Annotated in this window: 18 protein-coding genes; 9 read left to right on the plus strand and 9 right to left on the minus strand. The window is 35.0% G+C overall.

Annotated features, from left to right (window positions below):
• Nucleotides 1–22 precede the first annotated feature (22 nt).
• The 4 genes from EM308_RS08110 (at nucleotide 23) to EM308_RS08125 (ending at nucleotide 4,467) form a co-directional block, all read left to right on the plus strand.
• Nucleotides 23–406: a SpoIIAA family protein gene (locus EM308_RS08110; protein WP_035633661.1), complete on the plus strand. Its 384-nt coding sequence runs from the start codon at nucleotides 23–25 to the stop codon at nucleotides 404–406.
• Between the two features lie 211 nt (nucleotides 407–617).
• Nucleotides 618–1,250 carry a PAQR family membrane homeostasis protein TrhA gene (gene trhA / locus EM308_RS08115; RefSeq protein ID WP_035633664.1) on the plus strand — a complete coding sequence of 211 codons (633 nt, stop codon included), beginning with the start codon at nucleotides 618–620 and terminating at the stop codon, nucleotides 1,248–1,250.
• A gap of 196 nt (nucleotides 1,251–1,446) precedes the next feature.
• The gene (locus EM308_RS08120) at nucleotides 1,447–2,913 is read left to right on the plus strand and encodes a C40 family peptidase (protein ID WP_081907217.1); all 1,467 of its coding nucleotides are present in this window, start codon (nucleotides 1,447–1,449) and stop codon (nucleotides 2,911–2,913) included.
• 144 nt (nucleotides 2,914–3,057) lie between these two features.
• Nucleotides 3,058–4,467, plus strand: coding sequence for an APC family permease (locus EM308_RS08125; protein ID WP_035633668.1), 1,410 nt, complete (start codon nucleotides 3,058–3,060; stop codon nucleotides 4,465–4,467).
• 115 nt (nucleotides 4,468–4,582) lie between these two features.
• On the opposite strand, the gene ald is transcribed toward EM308_RS08125, so the two are convergent.
• The gene (gene ald / locus EM308_RS08130; RefSeq protein ID WP_035633671.1) at nucleotides 4,583–5,707 is read right to left on the minus strand and encodes an alanine dehydrogenase; all 1,125 of its coding nucleotides are present in this window, start codon (nucleotides 5,705–5,707) and stop codon (nucleotides 4,583–4,585) included.
• A 212-nt stretch (nucleotides 5,708–5,919) separates the two neighbouring features.
• Here ald and EM308_RS08135 point away from each other — a divergent pair, with 212 nt between their 5' ends.
• Nucleotides 5,920–6,378 carry an Lrp/AsnC family transcriptional regulator gene (locus EM308_RS08135; protein WP_035633673.1) on the plus strand — a complete coding sequence of 153 codons (459 nt, stop codon included), beginning with the start codon at nucleotides 5,920–5,922 and terminating at the stop codon, nucleotides 6,376–6,378.
• Between the two features lie 61 nt (nucleotides 6,379–6,439).
• On the opposite strand, the gene EM308_RS08140 is transcribed toward EM308_RS08135, so the two are convergent.
• From EM308_RS08140 to EM308_RS08150, 3 genes are all read right to left on the minus strand, one after another.
• Nucleotides 6,440–7,264 (minus strand): SDR family oxidoreductase, encoded by an 825-nt coding sequence (locus EM308_RS08140; RefSeq protein WP_035633675.1) that lies wholly within the window; start codon nucleotides 7,262–7,264, stop codon nucleotides 6,440–6,442.
• Nucleotides 7,265–7,598: 334 nt separating this feature from the next.
• Nucleotides 7,599–9,047 carry a glyceraldehyde-3-phosphate dehydrogenase gene (locus EM308_RS08145; protein ID WP_035633684.1) on the minus strand — a complete coding sequence of 483 codons (1,449 nt, stop codon included), beginning with the start codon at nucleotides 9,045–9,047 and terminating at the stop codon, nucleotides 7,599–7,601.
• Between the two features lie 167 nt (nucleotides 9,048–9,214).
• Nucleotides 9,215–10,615 carry a S1C family serine protease gene (locus tag EM308_RS08150; protein ID WP_035633686.1) on the minus strand — a complete coding sequence of 467 codons (1,401 nt, stop codon included), beginning with the start codon at nucleotides 10,613–10,615 and terminating at the stop codon, nucleotides 9,215–9,217.
• Nucleotides 10,616–10,757: 142 nt separating this feature from the next.
• Here EM308_RS08150 and dapF point away from each other — a divergent pair, with 142 nt between their 5' ends.
• From dapF to EM308_RS08170, 4 genes are all read left to right on the plus strand, one after another.
• Entirely contained in the window at nucleotides 10,758–11,540 is a 783-nt protein-coding gene (gene dapF / locus EM308_RS08155) for a diaminopimelate epimerase (RefSeq protein ID WP_035633687.1), read from the plus strand.
• A gap of 80 nt (nucleotides 11,541–11,620) precedes the next feature.
• The gene (locus tag EM308_RS08160; RefSeq protein WP_035633689.1) at nucleotides 11,621–12,163 is read left to right on the plus strand and encodes a GNAT family N-acetyltransferase; all 543 of its coding nucleotides are present in this window, start codon (nucleotides 11,621–11,623) and stop codon (nucleotides 12,161–12,163) included.
• 27 nt (nucleotides 12,164–12,190) lie between these two features.
• Entirely contained in the window at nucleotides 12,191–13,231 is a 1,041-nt protein-coding gene (gene mltG, locus EM308_RS08165) for an endolytic transglycosylase MltG (RefSeq protein WP_035633691.1), read from the plus strand.
• 397 nt (nucleotides 13,232–13,628) lie between these two features.
• A complete protein-coding gene (locus EM308_RS08170) occupies nucleotides 13,629–14,264 on the plus strand; it encodes a hypothetical protein (protein ID WP_035633726.1) in 636 nt (211 codons plus the stop codon).
• A 62-nt stretch (nucleotides 14,265–14,326) separates the two neighbouring features.
• Here EM308_RS08170 and EM308_RS08175 read toward each other — a convergent pair whose 3' ends face one another.
• From EM308_RS08175 to udk, 5 genes are all read right to left on the minus strand, one after another.
• A complete protein-coding gene (locus EM308_RS08175) occupies nucleotides 14,327–14,866 on the minus strand; it encodes a hypothetical protein (protein ID WP_035633693.1) in 540 nt (179 codons plus the stop codon).
• 479 nt (nucleotides 14,867–15,345) lie between these two features.
• Entirely contained in the window at nucleotides 15,346–17,556 is a 2,211-nt protein-coding gene (scpA, locus tag EM308_RS08180; RefSeq protein WP_035633695.1) for a methylmalonyl-CoA mutase, read from the minus strand.
• 129 nt (nucleotides 17,557–17,685) lie between these two features.
• Nucleotides 17,686–19,050 (minus strand): methylmalonyl-CoA mutase subunit beta, encoded by a 1,365-nt coding sequence (locus tag EM308_RS08185; protein WP_035633697.1) that lies wholly within the window; start codon nucleotides 19,048–19,050, stop codon nucleotides 17,686–17,688.
• A 34-nt stretch (nucleotides 19,051–19,084) separates the two neighbouring features.
• Nucleotides 19,085–19,411, minus strand: coding sequence for an FtsB family cell division protein (locus EM308_RS08190; RefSeq protein WP_035633700.1), 327 nt, complete (start codon nucleotides 19,409–19,411; stop codon nucleotides 19,085–19,087).
• A 122-nt stretch (nucleotides 19,412–19,533) separates the two neighbouring features.
• Entirely contained in the window at nucleotides 19,534–20,142 is a 609-nt protein-coding gene (gene udk, locus EM308_RS08195; protein ID WP_035633703.1) for a uridine kinase, read from the minus strand.
• Nucleotides 20,143–20,286: the final 144 nt, after the last annotated feature.

A 20,286-nucleotide genomic window follows, 5' to 3' on the forward strand; every position in this document is an offset into this window, starting at 1 on the left:
GACATTTATTAAATTTTAAATTATGGTAAAACAAATCAAAATATTCGAAGGTGATTCCATCGCATTGGAGTTGACGGATTCATTCACTATGAGTGATGCTCTTTTGATAGAACAGCTTTTTGAGGAAAAATTGAGTGCTGGTCACAAACATGTCAATATATTGATTAAGGTAAAAGATATGTCTATACTCAAGAACATGGAGTTGAAAGCTTTTTGGGATGGCGAAATATGGGGGATCAAGCATTTTGGTAAAATAGGTCGTTGCGCAGTTGTCGCACATTCTGATTTTATCAAGACAGTAGTCAAGGTCGAAAACAAAGTGCTTCATTTTTTTAATAATGCACTTGAAGAAAAATATTTTGATACAGAGCAATTAGACGAGGCATTAAAATTTATAGAAGGATAAATATCTTAAACATTTTTTTATTCAAAACTCTCACGACAAGTTGGGAGTTTTTTTGTTGAGCTATTCTTGTTTTCTTTCTTGTTTTGCAAGATGTTTTTAGGAAAATCTGATAGAAAGAATCAAAATAAATGTTGAATAGGATGATTAATGATGTAGCTTATGATGGTTATCTTTAATAAAATAAATTCTTTTTTTATTAACAATAAATACAATGACAAAGAGAATTCAAACCCATAGAGAAGAGCAAGTTAATGGGATTTCTCACCTTTTCGGGATACTTTTTTGTTTGATCGGAATGCCTTTTCTCATTGCAAAAGCAAATGAGCATCACAATTTTATGACACTAACTTCCGTTATTGTATTTGGAATTGGGATGTTAATGGTGTATTCATTTTCTACTTTGTACCATTTAGTGCAAAATAAGAAAAGAAAACAATTGCTCAAAATAGCCGATCATATCAGTATTTATTACCTGATTGCAGGAACCTATTCGCCATTGATGATTGCTTATTTGAATAGAAGTACAGCTTTGATTTTTTTGGGAATAATGTGGTTGATTGCTTTGTTGGGAACTTTTTTTAAGATAATCAATAGTAATCGTTTTAAAAAGGCTTCGGTTGTCATGTATCTATTGATGGGCTGGATGATTGTATTTGTCATAAAACCCTTGTGGGGAATCATGCCTTTGTCGGTTTTTTTGTGGATTCTGGCAGGAGGGATAAGTTATTCGGTGGGTGTCTATTTTTATGTAAATAGTTATAAAAAGTACTTTCATGCGGTTTGGCATTTTTTTGTGCTTCTCGGAACCGTATTCCATTATATTGCTGTTTTGAAAAGTTTGTGAGTTAGTATTTTGAAGCTGAAACGATGATGATTGTTGTTTTTTTAGCGATTTTTTGGTAATCTTTTAGCTTTCAAATCTAGTTAAAGACTTATATTTGTAATTCTTCAAAAAAAAAGTGTTTTTTGAGGTTTAAAATGCACTAATTAAAAAAAGTCCTCGATAGTGTGTATGTTTAAATAATGAGGAAAAAAATAAAATGATGAAGTTTTTTAAATTAATTGTTATAGCCTTTTTTTTATGTAGTATGAGTGTTTTTTCGCAAGAAAATACGATTAAACACACTATAGTAAAAGGTGAAACGATTTCCAGTATAGCCCAAAAATATAATGTTTCCATTTCTGATATTTATAAATTAAATCCTAAAGCCAAAAAGACGCTGCAACTCAATCAGGTTTTGAGTATTCCAAAATCAGAATCAGATAAAGATAAATCTATTACTGCAGAAAGTGAAGTTTCTGAAAAAACAATAGAAGTTTCACATGTGGTACTGCCAAAGGAAACATTGTACGGGTTTATCAAACAATATAAGACAAATATAAAATTACTCTATAAGGCCAATCCAAAATTAGAAACGGAAGGTTTGAAAATAGGACAGACTATTGTTATTCCGTCAACTTTGACCAAAGCAGAAATTGCAGGATTGTCAAGTTCAACAACACAAGAGTCGGTTGCGAAAGTTGAAACAGAAGTTTCTTTAACGCATGAAGTTAAAGCTAAAGAGTCTTTGTACGCTATTGCAAAAATGTATGGAGTTACGTTGAAAGAAATTCAAAATGCGAATCCATCAATAGGTAAAAAAGGTTTGGGTGTTGGTCAAATTATCCAGATTCCAAGTAACGGAAAAATGCCTGATAATGAAGTTGTAGTTGAAGATAAAAAAACGGTAATTAATGAAAATCCAATTTCTGTTAAAGGCAATAAAGAGATTGTTCCTACTGTAGTTGAAAAAGAAACGAAAGTAAAAGAGCAAAATACAGAGCCTCAAACTCAAACGTCAGAAATCATTCATGAAGTTTTAACTAAAGAAACAAAGTACGGAATTGCCAAAAAGTATGGGATTTCTGTTTCGGAATTAGAAAAACAAAATCCTGCGACTCGTCAAAAGTTGCTGGTTGGTTCTAAGTTGAATATTCAGGTTTCCAATGAAAAATTTGAAGAAATAAATAAAGACAAAATTGTTGAGAATAAAGAAGAAATTGCAAAAGAATCTCCAAGGGAGATTGTAAAAGCAACTGAGGTAAAAGACACAGCTAGAGTATTTGTTGCAATTCCGAATGTTGATTTAATTGATAAAATTATTCAATCTGCATCCGAAAAGATAGGTGTTAGATATAGAACCGGTGGTACAACAACAGCAGGATTTGATTGTTCTGGTTTGTTGTATTCTACTTTTGCTGAATTTGATTTAAAATTGCCTAGATCCTCTATAGAACAGGCTGCTATTGGGGAAAAAGTTAATGACGAAGATGTCCAAAAAGGGGATTTGATTTTTTTTAAGACCAATGGAAGGCGTCAGATCAATCATGTCGGTATGGTGATTGAAGTGGCTGAGGATGAAATTAAATTTATTCATTCTTCGATTCATTCCGGAGTAATTATATCATCTACAAAAGAACCTTATTATCAACGAAACTTTGCTCAGGTAAATAGAGTAATAAAATAAAGCGAAAAAAAATATTTTTAACAAAAACCCTTAGATTTTCTAAGGGTTTTTGTTTTTTTAGAATATATTTTTCTGTAGAAAGGATAATATCATTCATTTTCCAAAAAAAGTATATCTTTAGCCAACCAAATAATTAACCAAAAAATGGAAGAGAATAAACCTGTAGAATTTAAAAGAGAACTCGGATTACTTGATGGAACCATGCTTGTTGTAGGGTCGATGATTGGATCCGGAATATTTATTGTAAGTGCCGATATTGCCAGACAAGTTGGGTCGGCAGGTTGGCTAGTGTTAATATGGCTAATTTCGGGATTGATTACCATGATTGCTGCTGTGAGTTATGGAGAATTAAGTGCCATGTTTCCAAACGCCGGAGGACAATACGTTTATCTCAAGGAAGCTTATAATAAATTAGTTGCCTTTTTGTACGGATGGAGTTTCTTTGCTGTAATTCAAACAGGAACAATTGCAGCGGTTGGTGTTGGTTTTTCCAAATTTGCGGCCTATTTGTATCCGCCTTTGAGTGATGAAAATATTTTATGTGAAATTGGAGCTTTTAAATTGAATGCGGCTCAGATTGTCTCCATAATTACAATTGTTTTATTGACTTATATCAATAGCCGTGGAGTGAAGAACAGTAAAATTCTTCAAACGATTTTGACAATAATTAAGATTTTGTCATTGTTCGGATTGATTGTTTTTGGCTTTGTGTTGGCTGCCAAAGCTGATATTTGGAATGCCAACTGGTCTGATGCCTGGAGTTCAAGAGCTTATGATACAGAGGCTGGATCGTGGTCACCTATTGGAGGGACTGCATTGTTAACCGGGATTTCTGCTGCAATGGTAGGAGCTTTGTTTTCAAGTGACGCCTGGGTGGGTGTGACTTTTATTGCGGGAGAAATAAAAAAACCGGAACGGAACGTAGGATTGAGTTTGTTTTTGGGAACTTTTATTGTGACAATTATTTATATTTTGGCGAATTTGATGTATCTGGCTGTGATTCCAATGCAGGAAATCGCCACCGCAAAATCGGATAGGGTTGCAGTTGTAGCTTCGCAATATACTTTTGGGGATATGGGAACGATAATTATTGCTTTGATGATTATGATTTCAACTTTTGCCTGTAACAACGGATTAATTATGGCGGGAGCTAGAGTGTATTATACAATGGCGAAAGATGGTCTGTTTTTCAAGAAAGCTGCTGTTCTTAATGATGCCAGTGTACCGGCATGGGCTTTGTGGGTTCAGTGTTTTTGGGCTTCGGCTTTGTGTTTGACCGGAAAATATGGTGATTTATTGGATTTTGTAATTATCATCGTATTGATTTTTTATATCCTTACTATTTACGGAATTTTTATTCTAAGAAAAAAAATGCCAGAAGTAGAAAGACCATACAAGGCTTTTGGATATCCATTTTTACCATTAGTGTATATTGTTGTGGCAATCGCAATTTGTATTGGATTATTGGCTACAAAGTTTTCTACCTGTGGTTGGGGAGTTTTGATTATGTTGTCAGGTATTCCAATTTATTATTTGTCAAAACCAAAAGAATAAAGGGTTTAGTATTCAGTGTACAGTTTTTGAGTAAGCAGTTATACAAAAAAGCAGAAAGCCCATTATGATCACCATAACGGGCTTTTCCAGTGTTTAGTAAGCACTTATTTTAATATTAGCAAACAGCGTTTTCTAATATTAACTCTTCATTAAAAGGAAGATTCCAGGCATCGGCGACTCCTTTGTAAAGGATTTTTCCGTTGGCAATGTTTAATCCTTTTTTTAATTCTTCATTTTCAGCACAGGCTACTTGCCATCCTTTGTTTGCCAATTGCAATGCGTAAGGTAAAGTGGCATTTGTAAGTGCTAATGTCGAAGTATATGGGACTGCTCCTGGCATATTGGCCACACAGTAATGTACAATATTATCTATAATGAACGTTGGGTTTTCGTGAGTCGTAGGAGTACAAGTCTCGATACATCCGCCTTGGTCTACAGCTACGTCTACAAGTACGGTACCAGGGCGCATTAATTTTAGCATATCGCGTTTAATCAAATGCGGTGCTTTTGCTCCTGGGATTAACACGGCTCCAACTACCAAATCAGATTCGGTTATAGCTTTTTTAATATTATAATCATTAGACATTATGGTTGTCACATTGGCAGGCATAATATCGCTCAATTGACGTAAACGTGGTAAACTTACATCCATAATTGTTACTTGGGCTCCTAAACCTGCGGCCATTTTTGCAGCTTGGGTTCCTACGATTCCACCACCAAGGACTAATACTTTGGCAGGAGGAACTCCTGGTACACCACCAAGAAGAATTCCTCTTCCTTTTAATGGTTTTTCCAAGTATTTGGCACCTTCCTGTATTGACATACGACCTGCTACTTCAGACATTGGAACCAATAATGGTAAGCTACGGTCTGCTTTTTCTACGGTTTCGTAGGCTAAACAAACGGCTTGACGCTCAATCATGGCGTGAGTCAAAGGTTCTGATGAAGCAAAATGGAAGTACGTAAAAAGTAACTGATCTTTTTTGATTAAAGGATATTCAGAAGCGATAGGCTCTTTTACTTTGATAATCATCTCAGCAATACTGTACACTTCTTCGATAGTAGGTAAGATTACCGCACCAGCCGTTACATATTCTTCATCTGCAAATCCACTTCCTTCACCCGCTGTTGCCTGAACATAAACACTGTGCCCGTTATTTTTCATTTCGGCAACTCCTCCTGGAGTTAAAGCAACACGGTTTTCGTTATTCTTGATTTCTTTTGGTACACCAATTATCATAACTATTGTGTTTAATTGTTAAATCTTATTATAATTACAAATTTAACAGATAAAGAAAATTTTTATTTATGATAATAAAAAATAAGAAAATTTTATTTTAAATTAGTACTTTGGTAGAAAATAATTTGGTATGCATGTCTTTTTATATTTGTAAAAAGAAAATTAATCGGATTGTTTTGTTATAAATCGATATTTTTAATTCAATTTTTGTTATGATTTTAGATGAAAATGACAGAAAAATTTTGCGTCTCCTGCAGGATGATGCGCATTTGACATTGAAAGACATTTCAAATCGAATAAATCTTTCGTTAACTCCTGTTCATGATCGGGTCAAAAGACTTGAAAAAGAGGGGATTATTGAGCGATATGTGTCTGTTTTGAATAAAAAAAAATTGGGAATAAATTTGACGGTTTACTGTCAGGTGACGTTGGTAAAACAAACCTTCGATATTTCTGAAAGTTTTAATCAGGCGATATTGAATTTACCCGAAGTAGTGGAATGTAATTTCGTTTCGGGAAGTTTTGATTATTTATTGAAAATTGTTTTGCCTGATATGGAAAGTTATCATCATTTTCATCAAATGAAACTCTCGATTTTGCCTGAAGTTTCATTGATAAATAGTTTTTTTATCATTTCAGAAGTGAAGAGCACAACGGTATTGCCAATTTAGATGTAAAAAAAAACAGCAGTAAACCGAAGTCTACCGCTGCTAAATATTTTTTCATTGATTTTTATACCCCGCTAAATGCACTAAATCCTCCATCGATAGGGATAACAACTCCAGTTACAAACGATGAGGCATCATCGCACAAAAAGAGTGTCGTACTTATTAAATCCTTTGGCTCTCCAAATCGTCCCATTGGAGTTTGCTCAATAATTGTGTTTCCACGGGCAGTTAATTCACCGTTTTCTGTAGTTAAAAGTGTGCGGTTTTGATCTGTCAAAAAGAAACCAGGTGCAAGTGCATTTACACGAATTCCAACTTTTGAAAAGTGAACGGCTAGCCATTGCGTAAAATTAGATACTGCTGCTTTGGCGCCACTGTAAGCTGGAATTTTGGTTAAAGGAGTATAAGCGTTCATTGACGAAATGTTCAATACGCTACATCCTTGTCTTCCCACCATATCAATAGCAAATACTTGTGTTGGAAGTAAAGTACCTATGAAATTTAGATTAAAAACAAACTGAATTCCTTCGGCATCCAGATCGAAGAAAGTTTTAAAACCTTCTTTTGCATTGATTAAATCTTCTGCCAATAAATGAGGATTAGTTGTAGTTCCAAGTGGGTGATTTCCTCCAGCTCCATTTACCAAAATATCACAAGGTCCTAACTTTGAATTTACCTCCTTTTTTGCTGCTTCCAGCGATTCTTTCTTCAAAACATTTGCTTCAACTCCTATTGCAATTCCTCCTTCTGCGTTAATTTCTTGAGCCACTTTGTCGGCTGCTTCTTTCTTTAAATCCAAAAGAGCTATTTTATGCCCTTGTGCGGCTAATGCTTTTGCTAGTGTACTGCACAAAATCCCTCCGGCTCCTGTAATTACTACTGTTTTCATTTAGTATTTGTATTAATTATTATATATCGAATTCTTCTTTTTTTTCTTGATAATTTTTGCTGAATAATAAAAAGTGTGAAAATAACATTTTTTATTATTTTGGAGAAAATAAATATTTGGTATTTTGGTTTTTTAACAAAGATATCAGAAAAAAATGATTCTGCTAAATTTGAAACTTTTCGTTGGATTTGACGTTGTTTTATGGTGCAGCTTAAATTAAAAAATCCGCCAAGTTGGTTAAACAAGGCGGATTTTGGTGATTTTGGACTGGGAATTGATGGTTGAAAAACTGAGTAATTAAGAAGAAAAAGTATTCCCAGTCCAGGGGTTTTGGTTAGTAGTATGTGAAGCGTCTTACTTTGGCAATATATTTGGCCAGTCGGATAACTTGGTGACTGTAGCCATATTCATTGTCATACCAAATGTAAAGCACTATATTTTTGCCGTTATTGGAAACAATTGTGGCGTTGCTGTCGTAAATCGATGGTGCCGAAGTTCCAACAATGTCTGAGGAAACCAATTCGTTGTTGATAGAATATTTTATTTGTTCTACCAATTCGCCTTCGAGTGCGTATTTTTTTATGATGTTGTTAATGGTTTCAACGGAAGCTTTTTTGTTTACTTCAAGATTTAATACTACCAGTGAACCGTTCGGAACGGGCACACGAATAGCATTTGATGTCAATTTTCCTTCCAGTGAAGGTAATGCTTTAGCTACGGCAGATCCGGCACCGGTTTCGGTGATGATCATATTGAGAGCGGCTGCTCTGCCACGACGGTATTTTTTGTGCATGTTATCGACCAGATTTTGATCGTTTGTATAAGCGTGAATCGTTTCCAAGTGTCCTTTTACGACGCCTAATGTGTCTTCAATAGCTTTTAGGATTGGCGTAATTGCATTGGTTGTACAGGATGCTGCCGAAAAAATGTCAATTTCGTCCGGGTTGTATTCGTTTTGGTTTACTCCATGAACAATGTTTGGAATTCCTTTTCCAGGAGCAGTAAGCAATACTTTGTCTACGCCTTTTGAAATTAAGTGACGGCTCAAGGCTTCTTTTGTTGTGAATGCTCCTGTGTTGTCAATTACCAATGCATTATCGATTCCGTATTGGGTATAATCGATTTCTTCAGGAATATTGGCGGTGATCATATGAACAGTAGTTCCATTTATGATGAGCGCATTGTTTTTTGCATCGGCAATTACAGAACCTTGAAAATCGCCATGAATGGAATCATAACGTAATAAAGAAGCTCTTTTTTCCAGGCTCGTTGCATCGTTTTTGTCTCTTGTTACAATGGCTCTCAAACGCATTTGTTCTCCTTTTCCTGTTTTGGACATTAATTCTCGTGCCAATAATCGGCCAATTCGTCCAAAGCCATAAAGTACTACATCTTTGGGTTGGATTTCTTCTGAGAATTTGGCTTGCTTTAGTTTGTCCAAAACAAAATGTCTGGCATCTGGATATTTTTCATCTTCCAATCGGTATTCGTAAGTGAGTTTCCCGATGTCTAGTTTTGCAGGCGGTAAATCCAAAGTCAGGATAACATTGGCAATTTCAACAGAATCTGAAACAGAGATTGGTTTGCCTACAAACTTCCCTGCGTATTCGTGTAAGTTGATTATTTCGCTTACATTTTTGTCGATTAATTGATTGCGGAACAAAACAAGTTCAATTGATTTGTCGTACCATAAATCACTAATTATTTTAATTAATTCTACTCCGGAACGTCTTCTGTCGGCTTGAAACGTGACCTCTTTTTCGTATAAATCTATGTAAGTCATTTTGAAAAGCTACTTGTTATATAAATATGTTTTTTTGTGATTTTTGTGCAAAAGTATTTATTTCAATCGATTTCGTAACTTTTTTTATAACTTTTTTTGTGTTTTTTTGAAATAAAAAAAGCCAACTTGTAGAAACAAGCTGGCTTAGAATTTATGGTTTTAACTTTTTAGATGATGATTCGCATGATCTCACCGTTTTTATTTATCATTTCGATACGGATACTTTGTTTATCGTCTTTATTATTCAAAAGTTTAGAAACCGTTTCTACATTGGTTGCTTTTACGTTGTCAATACTCAAAATTATATTTCCGACAAGTTCATTACTATATTGCTCCAAATTCTCGTTGTTAATGGATTTGATTTTCACACCATAGCCCAATTTGAATTTCTTTTTGTCGGCAGCATCGATGTTTTCAAGTTCGATTCCTTTGAATTCTGTATTAAAGTTGTCGTTTTTACTCAACACAACAGGAACCACTAAATTTTTGTTGTCTCTTATAATGGTTACCTGTACTTTGTCATTCGGTCTTTTGGTGTTTACATATCCCGAAAGATCGGCAAATGTGTTAATATCTTGATTGTCTATCTTGACAATAATATCACCTTTTTGCAATTTGGCTTTTTCGGCACCCGAGTTTTTGGATACAGCTTTAATGTAAAAGCCTTCGGTTTGTGTAACTCCCAGTTCTTTGGAAGCGGTACCGTTTAGTTCTCCGCCTTCAACTCCCAGAATTCCTCTTTGCACATTTCCAAATTCCATAATGTCTTCGATTATTTTTCGGGCATTATTAGAAGGAACAGCAAAGGAATAGCCAACATAAGAACCAGTCATTGACGAAATCATAGTGTTGATTCCTATCAGTTCACCACGAGTATTTACAAGTGCGCCTCCGCTGTTTCCAGGGTTTACGGCGGCATCAGTTTGAATGAAAGACTGAATTCCTCTTGTGTCTAGGTTTCTGGCTTTCGCCGAAATAATACCTGCAGTTACGGTTGATGTCAAGTTGTACGGATTACCAACAGCCAATACCCATTCGCCTACTTTAACCGAATCGGAATTGGCAAATGTGGAATACGGCAATTTTTCATCGGCATTGATTTTTAGCAAGGCAATGTCCATTTTGGAATCGGTTCCGATAAGTTTTGCCTTATACGTTTTTTTGTTGTTCAGGGTTATTTCAATGTCGGTTGCATCTTTCACCACGTGATTATTGGTTACAATATATCCGTCTTCAGAAATAATAACTCCCGATCCAGTTCCAACTTGTTCCTGTTGTTGCTGGCCTCCATAACCGTAAAAATATTCCATAATAGGATTGGTAACAGTTCGTACCGATACATTTTTTACGTGTACTACGGTGTGAATTGTTTTTTCTGCCGCGACTGTAAAGTCAACGTTTTCAGCGCCCAAACTAGTTTGTCGATTGTAGTAGTCGGGGGCGATTGTAGTAATTCCATTTTTGTTGGAAGAAAAATAACCATTGTTGTCAAATAATAATTTGTATGCGCCCAGGGTGGTAGCGCCGCTCAACAATGATACCAGAAATAATTTTGAAATTTGTTTCATGATTAAAACATATTTTATTTAGTTATCTGATAACGAATTTAACAGATTTTTTTTTTCGTTGAATATGGATTAACGCTCTTTAACAATGATTAACAATTCATTAATAGTTTGTACTTTTGTGTGGTAAAAAATTGAAATAATAATGCAATTAGAATTTTATAAATACCAAGGTACTGGAAACGATTTTGTTATGATTGACAATCGTTCTGGTTTTTTTCCAAAAGAAGACACGCAATTAATTGCTCATTTGTGTGACAGACGTTTTGGAATAGGCGGAGACGGTCTTATTTTATTGGAAAATGATTCTGAAACCGATTTCAAAATGGTGTATTACAACTCAGACGGAAATCAAAGTTCAATGTGCGGTAACGGTGGAAGATGTTTAGTGGCTTTCGCCAAAGATTTGAATGTGATTGAAAATGCTACCACATTTATAGCTACAGATGGATTACACCACGCTTCATTTGAAGATAATGGCTTGGTTTCTTTGCAAATGATTGATGTTCCAATAATTGATATCAAAAAAGACCACTCCTTTTTGAATACTGGTTCTCCGCATCATGTTCAAATGGTTGAGGATTTAGAGCATTATAATATAAAAGCAGAAGGTGCTGCAATTCGTTATGGCGAATTATACGGCGCAGCTGGAAGTAATATTAATTTTGTGAAAAAAATTGACGATACCACTTTTAGACTTCGTACCTACGAAAGAGGAGTTGAAGACGAGACTTTGGCTTGTGGAACTGGAGCAACTGCAGTCGCAATCGCTATGAACGCAACAGGACAAACAGCTGCTACGGCCATTAACGTAAATGTTGAAGGTGGGAAATTAGTAGTTTCATTCGATAAAGGAGAAAACGGTTTTACAAATGTTTTCTTGAAAGGGCCAGCAGAATTCGTTTTCAAAGGAACAATAGAAATTTAAGATTGTAGATTTAATATGGCAGATTTTAGATTTTCTGCTATCTGCAATCAACAATCAGAAATCAACAATCAGAAATCTTAATGATAACATTAAAAGGCGATACTATTTACCTTCGAGCACTTGAACCCAATGATTTGGAATTTATTTATGCGATGGAAAATGACCAAAGCATTTGGGAGGTGAGCAATACTCATACGCCTTACAGTCGTTTTTTGGTGAAGCAGTATTTGGAAAATGCCCATCAGGATATTTATGAAGCCAAACAATTGCGATTAGCGATTTGTCAGGATCAAGACTTTCCGGCTTTGGGTTTGATTGATTTATTTGATTTTGATCCAAAAAATAATAGAGCAGGAATTGGCATCGTGATTCAGGGCGAAGAGAACAGAAATCAAAATATTGGTTCCGAAGCTTTGGGCTTACTTATTCGATATGCTTTTATAAATCTTAATTTGCACCAATTATATGCAAATATTGGTTGCGAAAATAAGGCAAGTTTGTCTCTTTTTACTAAATTTGGTTTCGAAAAAATAGGCGTAAAAAAAGATTGGACTTTGATAAATGGAGTTTACAAAGACGAGGCAATTTTTCAGTTAATTAATAATCAAACAAGTGACAGCTAACTGTCGCAGTAATCTAAATTTTTTATTTTGAAGCAAAAAAAAATAATCTCATTAGTTGCGGTTGCATTAATATCCATATTGATTGTTTGTGGAGCAGTTTTGATGTATAAGGTTTTTAGTGGCAACACTAAATTTAAAGAAAAAGAAGTGTACGTTTATGTACCTACAGGTTCTGATTATGAGCAGGTAAAGAAAATAATTGCGCCGTATGTAGAGAATTTGGATCGTTTTGAGTTGGTTGCCAATAAAGCAAGCTATCCTGAAAATGTAAAACCAGGGCGTTTTTTATTAAAAAACGGAATGAGCAGCTATGACTTGGTTCGAGCGATGCGAAAAAACGATCCCGTAAGTTTGGCTTTTAATAATCAAGAGCGTATTGAGAATTTGGCTGGCAGAGTGGGTTCACAAATCGAACCGGACAGTTTGGAACTTTTAAATACATTTAGAGATTCCATTTTTTTGAAAGAAAACGGATTTACTGAAGAGAACGTACTGGCTATGTTTATTCCAAATACATACGAAGTTTATTGGAATACTCCGGCGGTAAAGTTCCGTGATAAAATGATAAAGGAATATAATAAATTTTGGAACAAAGAGCGTACCGCAAAAGCAGAAGCACAAGGTTTAACTCCCGTTCAGGCAACGATTTTGGCTTCGATAGTGCATAAAGAGTCGGTTAAAAAAGATGAAAGACCTAGAATTGCAGGCGTTTATTTGAACAGGTTGAAATTGGGAATGCCATTGCAGGCAGATCCAACCGTGATTTTTGCGATGAAAAAGAAATCCAACGATTTTAATCAGGTTATCAAAAGAGTTTTTTATAATGATTTGATAATGAAATCGCCTTATAACACTTATGTAAATGTTGGGCTTCCTCCAGGACCAATCGCCATGCCTGATATTACGGCACTAGAGGCGGTTTTAAATCCCGAAAAGAACAATTATATTTATTTTTGTGCCAGTGTAGACCGTTTTGGTTATCACGAATTTGCCGCTACTTTGGCGGAGCATAATGTCAATGCCAAAAAATATTCGGATTGGATTAATGGCCAAGGAGTACAGCGATAGTTTTTTTATATCAAAAGAAAATTTTAAAAAACTTCAAAATTGTTTAAGGACAGTTTTGAAGTTTTTTTTTGCTTTAAAAAAATATATTATTATCATTTCAAACGTTATCATGAAATAGGTTTTTTGTAATTATTTCAGTGTTATTTTGATTTCTTTTAGACTTTTTTACTTTTTTTAAACAAGAATAAACTTATATATTTTGTTTGATTATTTTGTGTTTTTGCAACTTTTTCATTTTTTTCTGAAAGTCAGAACCCTCGAGCTACCAGTTGCTTAAGGTGGGAAAATTTTAAAAAGTTGATAAGTTTAAAGTGTTGATTTTCAGCTTTGTTTTTTAAGTCGTATCTTTGCGATGTAGAAATTTCAGAATGTGACAGGTTTTGAAGAAAACTCAAATATGATAAAAAAATGGTATTATTACACAAGTTTAATTGTCGTAGTTGCTTTTTTAAGCTTAGGTTTTAAACCCTCCAAATTAGAATCTACCCCATGGTTTCTAATTAACGAAACAGATGATACATCCTACTTACTACCATCATTAAATGTGAGCGATTATACCAAATCTGAGATTCCATATACAGGGAACTTTTTTATTGGTTATAAGGAAGCGATAGGCTTCAAAGAATCACAGGGAAAATACAAAAAAATTAATTCTCTCGGCTATTTAGGAAAATACCAATTTGGTATAGAAACTTTAAAAACTATTGGAATTCACAATAGTGATGCATTCTTAAACAGTCCACGATTGCAGGAAAAAGCTTTTGTGGCCCTTTTATCCAAAAACAAATGGGAATTAAGAGGGGTAATTGAAAAGTATGACGGCACCATTTTGAATGGAATCCGAATTACGGAGTCTGGTATTTTGGCAGCTGCTCATCTTGCTGGTGTGGGATCTGTAAAAAAGTTTTTCAGATACAATGGGAAACGTTTTTTTAGAGACATTTACGGAACTTCACTAAGAAGTTATCTGAAAAATTTTGGAGGTTACGATACTTCCTTTATTGTAGCTGACAGTACTCCAAGTCTTGAATAAATTCTTGAATTTTAAATTATATTTAAGAGGCGGTTTGAAAATTTCAAAACCGCCTCTTAAATTCAATCTACATTGGCAATAATCTGACCATTGGGATCGACTTTTAGTTTAATTATTTCATTTTCTTTTTTCAGTTTTAGGCTGTACTCTTTTTTCTTAATATTGCCATTTTCTTGTGAGTATAAAAATTTGTCATTTACAATTTGCCAACCTGGGTAAGCTTTGTAGATAGAGTAGATTACTTGAACGGGCAGTTGTGTATTATTGTATTTTTCTATAACGCTGGTAAGTTTTCCATTTGCATCATAAGTGGCGGTCAAAATTCCTTTTTCTCCTTCCAAGATTACGAGAAAATTGTCATAACCTTCGTAATCTTTGCCTAAATTATAGGCAACAAAATCACTTTGAAGTTTTTTTACACTTGGGTCTGGATTTTTGTCGGGCAAATAATATGAAAAATCTTTTCCTGCATTTCTAACAACAATCTCAGGCAGTTCTACTGACTTCATTGCTTTTTCATCGTTTCCTTCCATTTCTTTGTTCTGTGAGAATGTGGTGAGATGAACTCCTAAAATTAATACTATAATCAAAACTGTTTTCATAATATTCTCTTTAAATTAATATTATATTTTGAAAGCTGACTTTTAAAATAAAGATGAAGGTCTATCATGGTTGCTTCCCCTTTTTGTTGTTTATTTATTTTAAAAATCTATGATAAATGTAGCTTAATTATAACTTGCTGTGTGTTAACGGTTTGTGTGTTTGTGTTAATTTATAGAATGATTTTATTCAGATAGAATGTTATAATATTTAGTTCTAAAGTATTTAATCCGTATTTTTTACATAACGATAAAATAGTAGGATTAGGTTTTAAAATATTTGGAATCAAAAAGCAGCTGATTATCTGATTTTGGAATTTACTTTTGTTTGTTTCACTACCTTTTTTGTATTTACAAATGACAGCGTTTTTCTTAGTGATTTTGATAAAAAAAATCGATACTCTAACTGATTGCTAAAGTATCGAATGAAGATGATAAAAGGCTGTTTCAAATAGTACAAGATGTAATTCAAAAGAGAACTTTTATGAATCCATTAAAATTTCCAATATTTGAATCGCGGCATCGCTAATTTTTGTTCCGGGGCCAAAAATGGCAACTGCTCCGGCATCAAATAAAAATGGATAATCCTGAGGTGGAATAACTCCGCCTACAATGACCATAATGTCTTCTCTTCCGTATTTTTTGAGTTCTTTAATTACTTGCGGAACCAATGTTTTATGACCTGCCGCGAGTGAGGATATTCCGAGGATATGCACATCATTTTCGACAGCTTGTTTTGCCGTTTCTGCAGGTGTTTGAAATAATGGGCCAATATCTACGTCAAAACCTACATCGGCATAACCGGTTGCAACTACTTTGGCGCCGCGGTCATGACCATCCTGTCCCATTTTGGCAATCATGATTCTTGGTCTGCGCCCTTCCTGTTTGGCAAATTGGTCTGCCAGTTGTTTTGCTTTTTCAAAGCTTTTATCGTCTTTCATTTCTTTGCTGTAAACTCCGCTAAAAGATTTAATATGTGCTTTATATCTTCCAAATGCAGTTTCGAGTGCATCACTGATTTCTCCCAAAGTACAACGGTTTCTTGCCGATTCAATAGCAAATTCGAGTAAGTTTCCTTCTCCAGTTTCGGCACAAAGTTTTAACTTTTGCAACGATTCCTGTACTTTGATGGAATCTCTGGATGCTTTAATTCTGTCCAATTGTTCCAATTGTTGTTGTCGAACCATTTGATTGTCCACATCCAGAATTTGTAATGGATCTTCTTTTTCCAGGCGGTATTTGTTAACACCAACAATGATATCCTGGCTGCTGTCTATTCGGGCTTGTTTTCGCGCGGCGGCTTCCTCAATCCGAATTTTAGGAATTCCGGTTTCAATGGCTTTGGTCATTCCGCCCAGTGCTTCTACTTCTTCGATGAGTTTCCACGCTTTTTCGGCTATTTCATTGGTCAGACTTTCTACATAATAACTGCCGGCCCAAGGATCGACGGTTTTTGTGATTTTGGTTTCTTCCTGTAGATAGATTTGGGTATTTCGCGCAATTCTAGCCGAAAAATCGGTAGGTAAAGCAATCGCTTCGTCGAGCGCATTAGTGTGCAGCGATTGTGTTCCTCCAAAAACTGCTGCGGCTGCTTCGATACAAGTACGCGCTACATTGTTGAAAGGATCTTGTTGGGTTAAACTCCAACCAGAGGTTTGGCAATGGGTTCTCAATGCCAATGATTTTTCGTCTTTTGGGTTGAATTGTTTTATTAGTTTGGCCCAAATCATTCTTCCAGCTCTCATTTTGGCTATTTCCATAAAATGGTTCATGCCGATTGCCCAGAAAAAAGAGAGGCGTGGTGCAAAATCATCAATTTTCATTCCAGTAGCAAGTCCCGTTTTTATATATTCCAAACCATCTGCCAGGGTGTAAGCCAATTCGATATCGGCTGTGGCTCCGGCTTCCTGCATATGATACCCGGATATGGAAATAGAGTTGAATTTCGGCATTTTTTTGCTGGTGAATTCAAAAATATCAGCAATAATTTTCATCGATGGAGCAGGAGGGTAGATGTAAGTGTTGCGCACCATAAATTCTTTCAGAATGTCATTTTGGATGGTTCCCGAAAGTTGTTCTGGTTCTACACCTTGCTCTTCGGCGGCTACAATATAGAAAGCCATTATTGGTAAAACTGCGCCGTTCATTGTCATGGAAACCGACATTTCGTTGAGCGGAATCTGGTCGAAAAGTGTTTTCATATCTTCTACAGAATCTATGGCTACTCCGGCTTTCCCAACATCGCCTACAACGCGTTCGTGATCCGAGTCGTAGCCTCTGTGTGTTGGTAAATCAAAAGCGATTGAAAGTCCTTTTTGACCTGCGGCAAGGTTTCTTCTGTAAAAAGCATTACTGTCTTCGGCAGTTGAAAATCCTGCATATTGCCGTATTGTCCATGGTTTTTGAACGTACATTGTGGTATAAGGCCCGCGTAAATTTGGCGCAAAGCCAGCCCCAAAATCAAGATGTCCGATGGACTCAATATCTTTTTCGAAATAAGTTTTGTGTAACTCAATCCCTTCGGAAGTGAGGAAATTTTGTTTTTGATTTAAATTTTGTTCTGCTGAAATGTTCTCAAAACTATTACTAAGTTTCCTATCGTTGGAATTTGGGCTCGAGGGATAGCGAACTGGCGAAGCAATTTTATTTTTTGAGTTTTCTAAAGTTATATGTCGTAAATCTTTTCTTTTCATCTTTTTTTGGGTTAACCATACAAGCAATTTAAGTTTTTTAAATCACTTTTTTTAAACCATATAAGTCATTTAAGGTCATTTAAGTTTTTGGACGAATCTTAAAAAATGATGACCGAAAACCGATAACTGTTATTCGTTCGAAAGGCGTTCCTGTTCTAGTTTTTCGGCCAGTCTTTTTTCGATTATTGGAGTAATCAGTGTTTTTCTGGGTTTTATTTTAACAAAAGGAAATAATTCTAAGTCGCCTTTCATCCTGTCGTTTGGATTAGGATGTTTGTTGGTTCCCAAAAGCGTTTCTTTTCCAGAATCAAACAGATTTTGTTCTGCATCGGCACTTTCTTGAATTTTTCGTTTAATGACTCCTTCATTTAGTTGTTTCAGAAAACCGCCATTGGTTTCTAGATTTTTGAATAAAATTAGTGACTTTTCTGCCAATTGTTGGGTCAGACTTTCGATATAATAACTTCCATCGGCCGGGTTGTCCACTTTGTCGAAGTAACTTTCGTTTTTAAGAATCAACAATTGATTTCTGGCAATTCTGTCTCCAAATTCATTGTCTTTGTGGTACAAAGAATCATAGGGTAAATTGGCGATGGCATTGGCTCCGCCAAGAATTGCTCCCATACACTCAGTAGTGGTGCGCAACATGTTTACATTATAATCATAAATAGTTTTGTTGCGTTTTGTGGGAGTAACCAGTAAATGGCAATCCAAATTATGATTGTATTCTTTGGCAATGATATTGAAAAGGATTCGAAATGCGCGCAATTTTGCTATTTCGAAAAAATAATTGCTGCCCACAGAAATCTGAAAAACAATAGGATTGTTTATAGTAGTAATTCGGTTGAAATATTCATTGGCATGAGCCAGACTGTAAGCGATTTGCTGAACTATTGTGGCTCCAGCATTTTGATATAATCCGCTATTGATGCTTATAAACGAAATAGATTTGGTTTCTTTGGTAAGAATATTTAATGCGTCAAAATTGTTTTTTTCAGGGGTATTATACCAGTTTCCTTCTTTAGCCAATTGCCCGATTGGGTCTAAAATGCAATAGATTGTTGCTTTTTTTTCTTTTGCAATAGCGTCAATTTTTTTGACGAAATCGATTGAAAGAAAATTGAAATGAAAGTAAATAACTATTCTTTCCAAAGGAAGTTTTTCCAATATTTTTGCTACGTCAATTGTGCTTTCAGGAATAGTGAAGCGAATGCTTTCGGCTCCACGATTGAGCGAATCCAGTGCTTTTTTTATTGATTTTTCTAAATCAAAAACAAAGATGTTTTGGCATATTCTGAATTGTGAGGCTTTTGTGGTGACGTGAAGTTTTTTGGACAAATCCTCTCTATCATAAAAAGGTTTTACCTTGATTTCTTCGGGTGAATTCCAAATTAAAGTTTCATTATAGTCGGCTCCGTTGAGTTCAAACTGGATTTTTTGTTTCCAAAGTTTTGTAGAAACCGGGCTGAAATCTTCGAATAAATTTTGGTCCATTATTAATTGGAATTAAATTTGAAATGCGATAGGATTACTTTTCTTTTTTAACAGTGTCACCTTTAAATTCGATGATGTAAATATCTTCACTGTCTTTTTTCATAAAGTATTTTTCGCGGGCATATTTTTCAATTTGTAAAGGATTCTTCAACTGCTTGATTTTTTCCTCATCTTTTTTTATTTCGTTTTGATAATAGCTGGCGTTTTCCTCAAGTTCGTCGATTTGTTTATTCAAAAAGCGGTGTTCAAAATAAGAGTAGTTGTCCAAAAAAAGCATCCAAGTTATGAAAGATAGTGAGACCCAAACATATCTGTTGCTTAGAATTTTATACCAGGATTTGCCTTTAAATGGGTTTTTCATTGGGAATGTTTTTTAAATCCAATTGAATACAAAGCGATTAATTGTATTGCTGCATTTTAATTTTATCATTTACTGATGCATTAAAGTTACAGCGAATTGAACAGGATAAAATTACGATAAAATTATAAAATACGTTGATTAATTACAGCACGAACTACATCAATAGCTACAGTGTTGAATTTGTCATTTGGGATTATGATATCGGCAAAGGCTTTTGAGGGTTCAATAAATTGCTCATGCATTGGTTTCAGGGTGCTTTGGTAACGGCTGAGTACTTCATGCATGTCTCTTCCGCGTTCGGCAATATCTCGTTTCATGCGTCGAATTAATCGTTCGTCAGAATCGGCATGAACAAATATTTTGATGTCAAAAAGATTTCTCAATTCGGGATTGGTGAGTATCAGAATCCCTTCTACGATCATTACTTTTCGAGGATGTGTAATTATGATGTCGTCGGTTCTGTTGTGTTGAACAAACGAATAAACAGGTTGATTGATAGTCTTTCCTGCTTTTAATTCTTTTAGGTGCGCCACAAGCAATTCAAAATCAATAGCTCTTGGATGGTCAAAATTAATTTTGGACCGGTCTTCGTAACTCAGGTCGTGAGTTTCTTTATAATAAGAGTCTTGGGCGATAATCCCTACTTCGGCTTCGGGCAATTCATTCATGATTTGATGCACTACGGTCGTTTTTCCCGATCCCGTTCCTCCTGCGATACCTATAATGAGCATAAATTTTTTGTTGATTTTTATGTGGCAAAAATAGGAATTTAACGATATTGAATTTTCTTTTTTGAATTAAAGTTAATAACACTCATTCTTTTTTGTTGTTTTTTGCGAAGACACCATTTTTGGAGTGTGTTGGTTTAAGGTTTA

This window comes from Flavobacterium gilvum (assembly GCF_001761465.1).
Lineage (GTDB): Bacteria > Bacteroidota > Bacteroidia > Flavobacteriales > Flavobacteriaceae > Flavobacterium > Flavobacterium gilvum.

Coding starts and splice junctions, on each gene's coding strand:
- EM308_RS08110 (WP_035633661.1), top strand. CDS start 23: ATGGTAAAACAAATCAAAATATTCGAAGGTGATTCCATCGCATTGGAG.
- trhA (WP_035633664.1), top strand. CDS start 618: ATGACAAAGAGAATTCAAACCCATAGAGAAGAGCAAGTTAATGGGATT.
- EM308_RS08120 (WP_081907217.1), top strand. CDS start 1,447: ATGATGAAGTTTTTTAAATTAATTGTTATAGCCTTTTTTTTATGTAGT.
- EM308_RS08125 (WP_035633668.1), top strand. CDS start 3,058: ATGGAAGAGAATAAACCTGTAGAATTTAAAAGAGAACTCGGATTACTT.
- ald (WP_035633671.1), bottom strand. CDS start 5,707: ATGATAATTGGTGTACCAAAAGAAATCAAGAATAACGAAAACCGTGTT.
- EM308_RS08135 (WP_035633673.1), top strand. CDS start 5,920: ATGATTTTAGATGAAAATGACAGAAAAATTTTGCGTCTCCTGCAGGAT.
- EM308_RS08140 (WP_035633675.1), bottom strand. CDS start 7,264: ATGAAAACAGTAGTAATTACAGGAGCCGGAGGGATTTTGTGCAGTACA.
- EM308_RS08145 (WP_035633684.1), bottom strand. CDS start 9,047: ATGACTTACATAGATTTATACGAAAAAGAGGTCACGTTTCAAGCCGAC.
- EM308_RS08150 (WP_035633686.1), bottom strand. CDS start 10,615: ATGAAACAAATTTCAAAATTATTTCTGGTATCATTGTTGAGCGGCGCT.
- dapF (WP_035633687.1), top strand. CDS start 10,758: ATGCAATTAGAATTTTATAAATACCAAGGTACTGGAAACGATTTTGTT.
- EM308_RS08160 (WP_035633689.1), top strand. CDS start 11,621: ATGATAACATTAAAAGGCGATACTATTTACCTTCGAGCACTTGAACCC.
- EM308_RS08170 (WP_035633726.1), top strand. CDS start 13,629: ATGATAAAAAAATGGTATTATTACACAAGTTTAATTGTCGTAGTTGCT.
- EM308_RS08175 (WP_035633693.1), bottom strand. CDS start 14,866: ATGAAAACAGTTTTGATTATAGTATTAATTTTAGGAGTTCATCTCACC.
- scpA (WP_035633695.1), bottom strand. CDS start 17,556: ATGAAAAGAAAAGATTTACGACATATAACTTTAGAAAACTCAAAAAAT.
- EM308_RS08185 (WP_035633697.1), bottom strand. CDS start 19,050: ATGGACCAAAATTTATTCGAAGATTTCAGCCCGGTTTCTACAAAACTT.
- EM308_RS08190 (WP_035633700.1), bottom strand. CDS start 19,411: ATGAAAAACCCATTTAAAGGCAAATCCTGGTATAAAATTCTAAGCAAC.
- udk (WP_035633703.1), bottom strand. CDS start 20,142: ATGCTCATTATAGGTATCGCAGGAGGAACGGGATCGGGAAAAACGACC.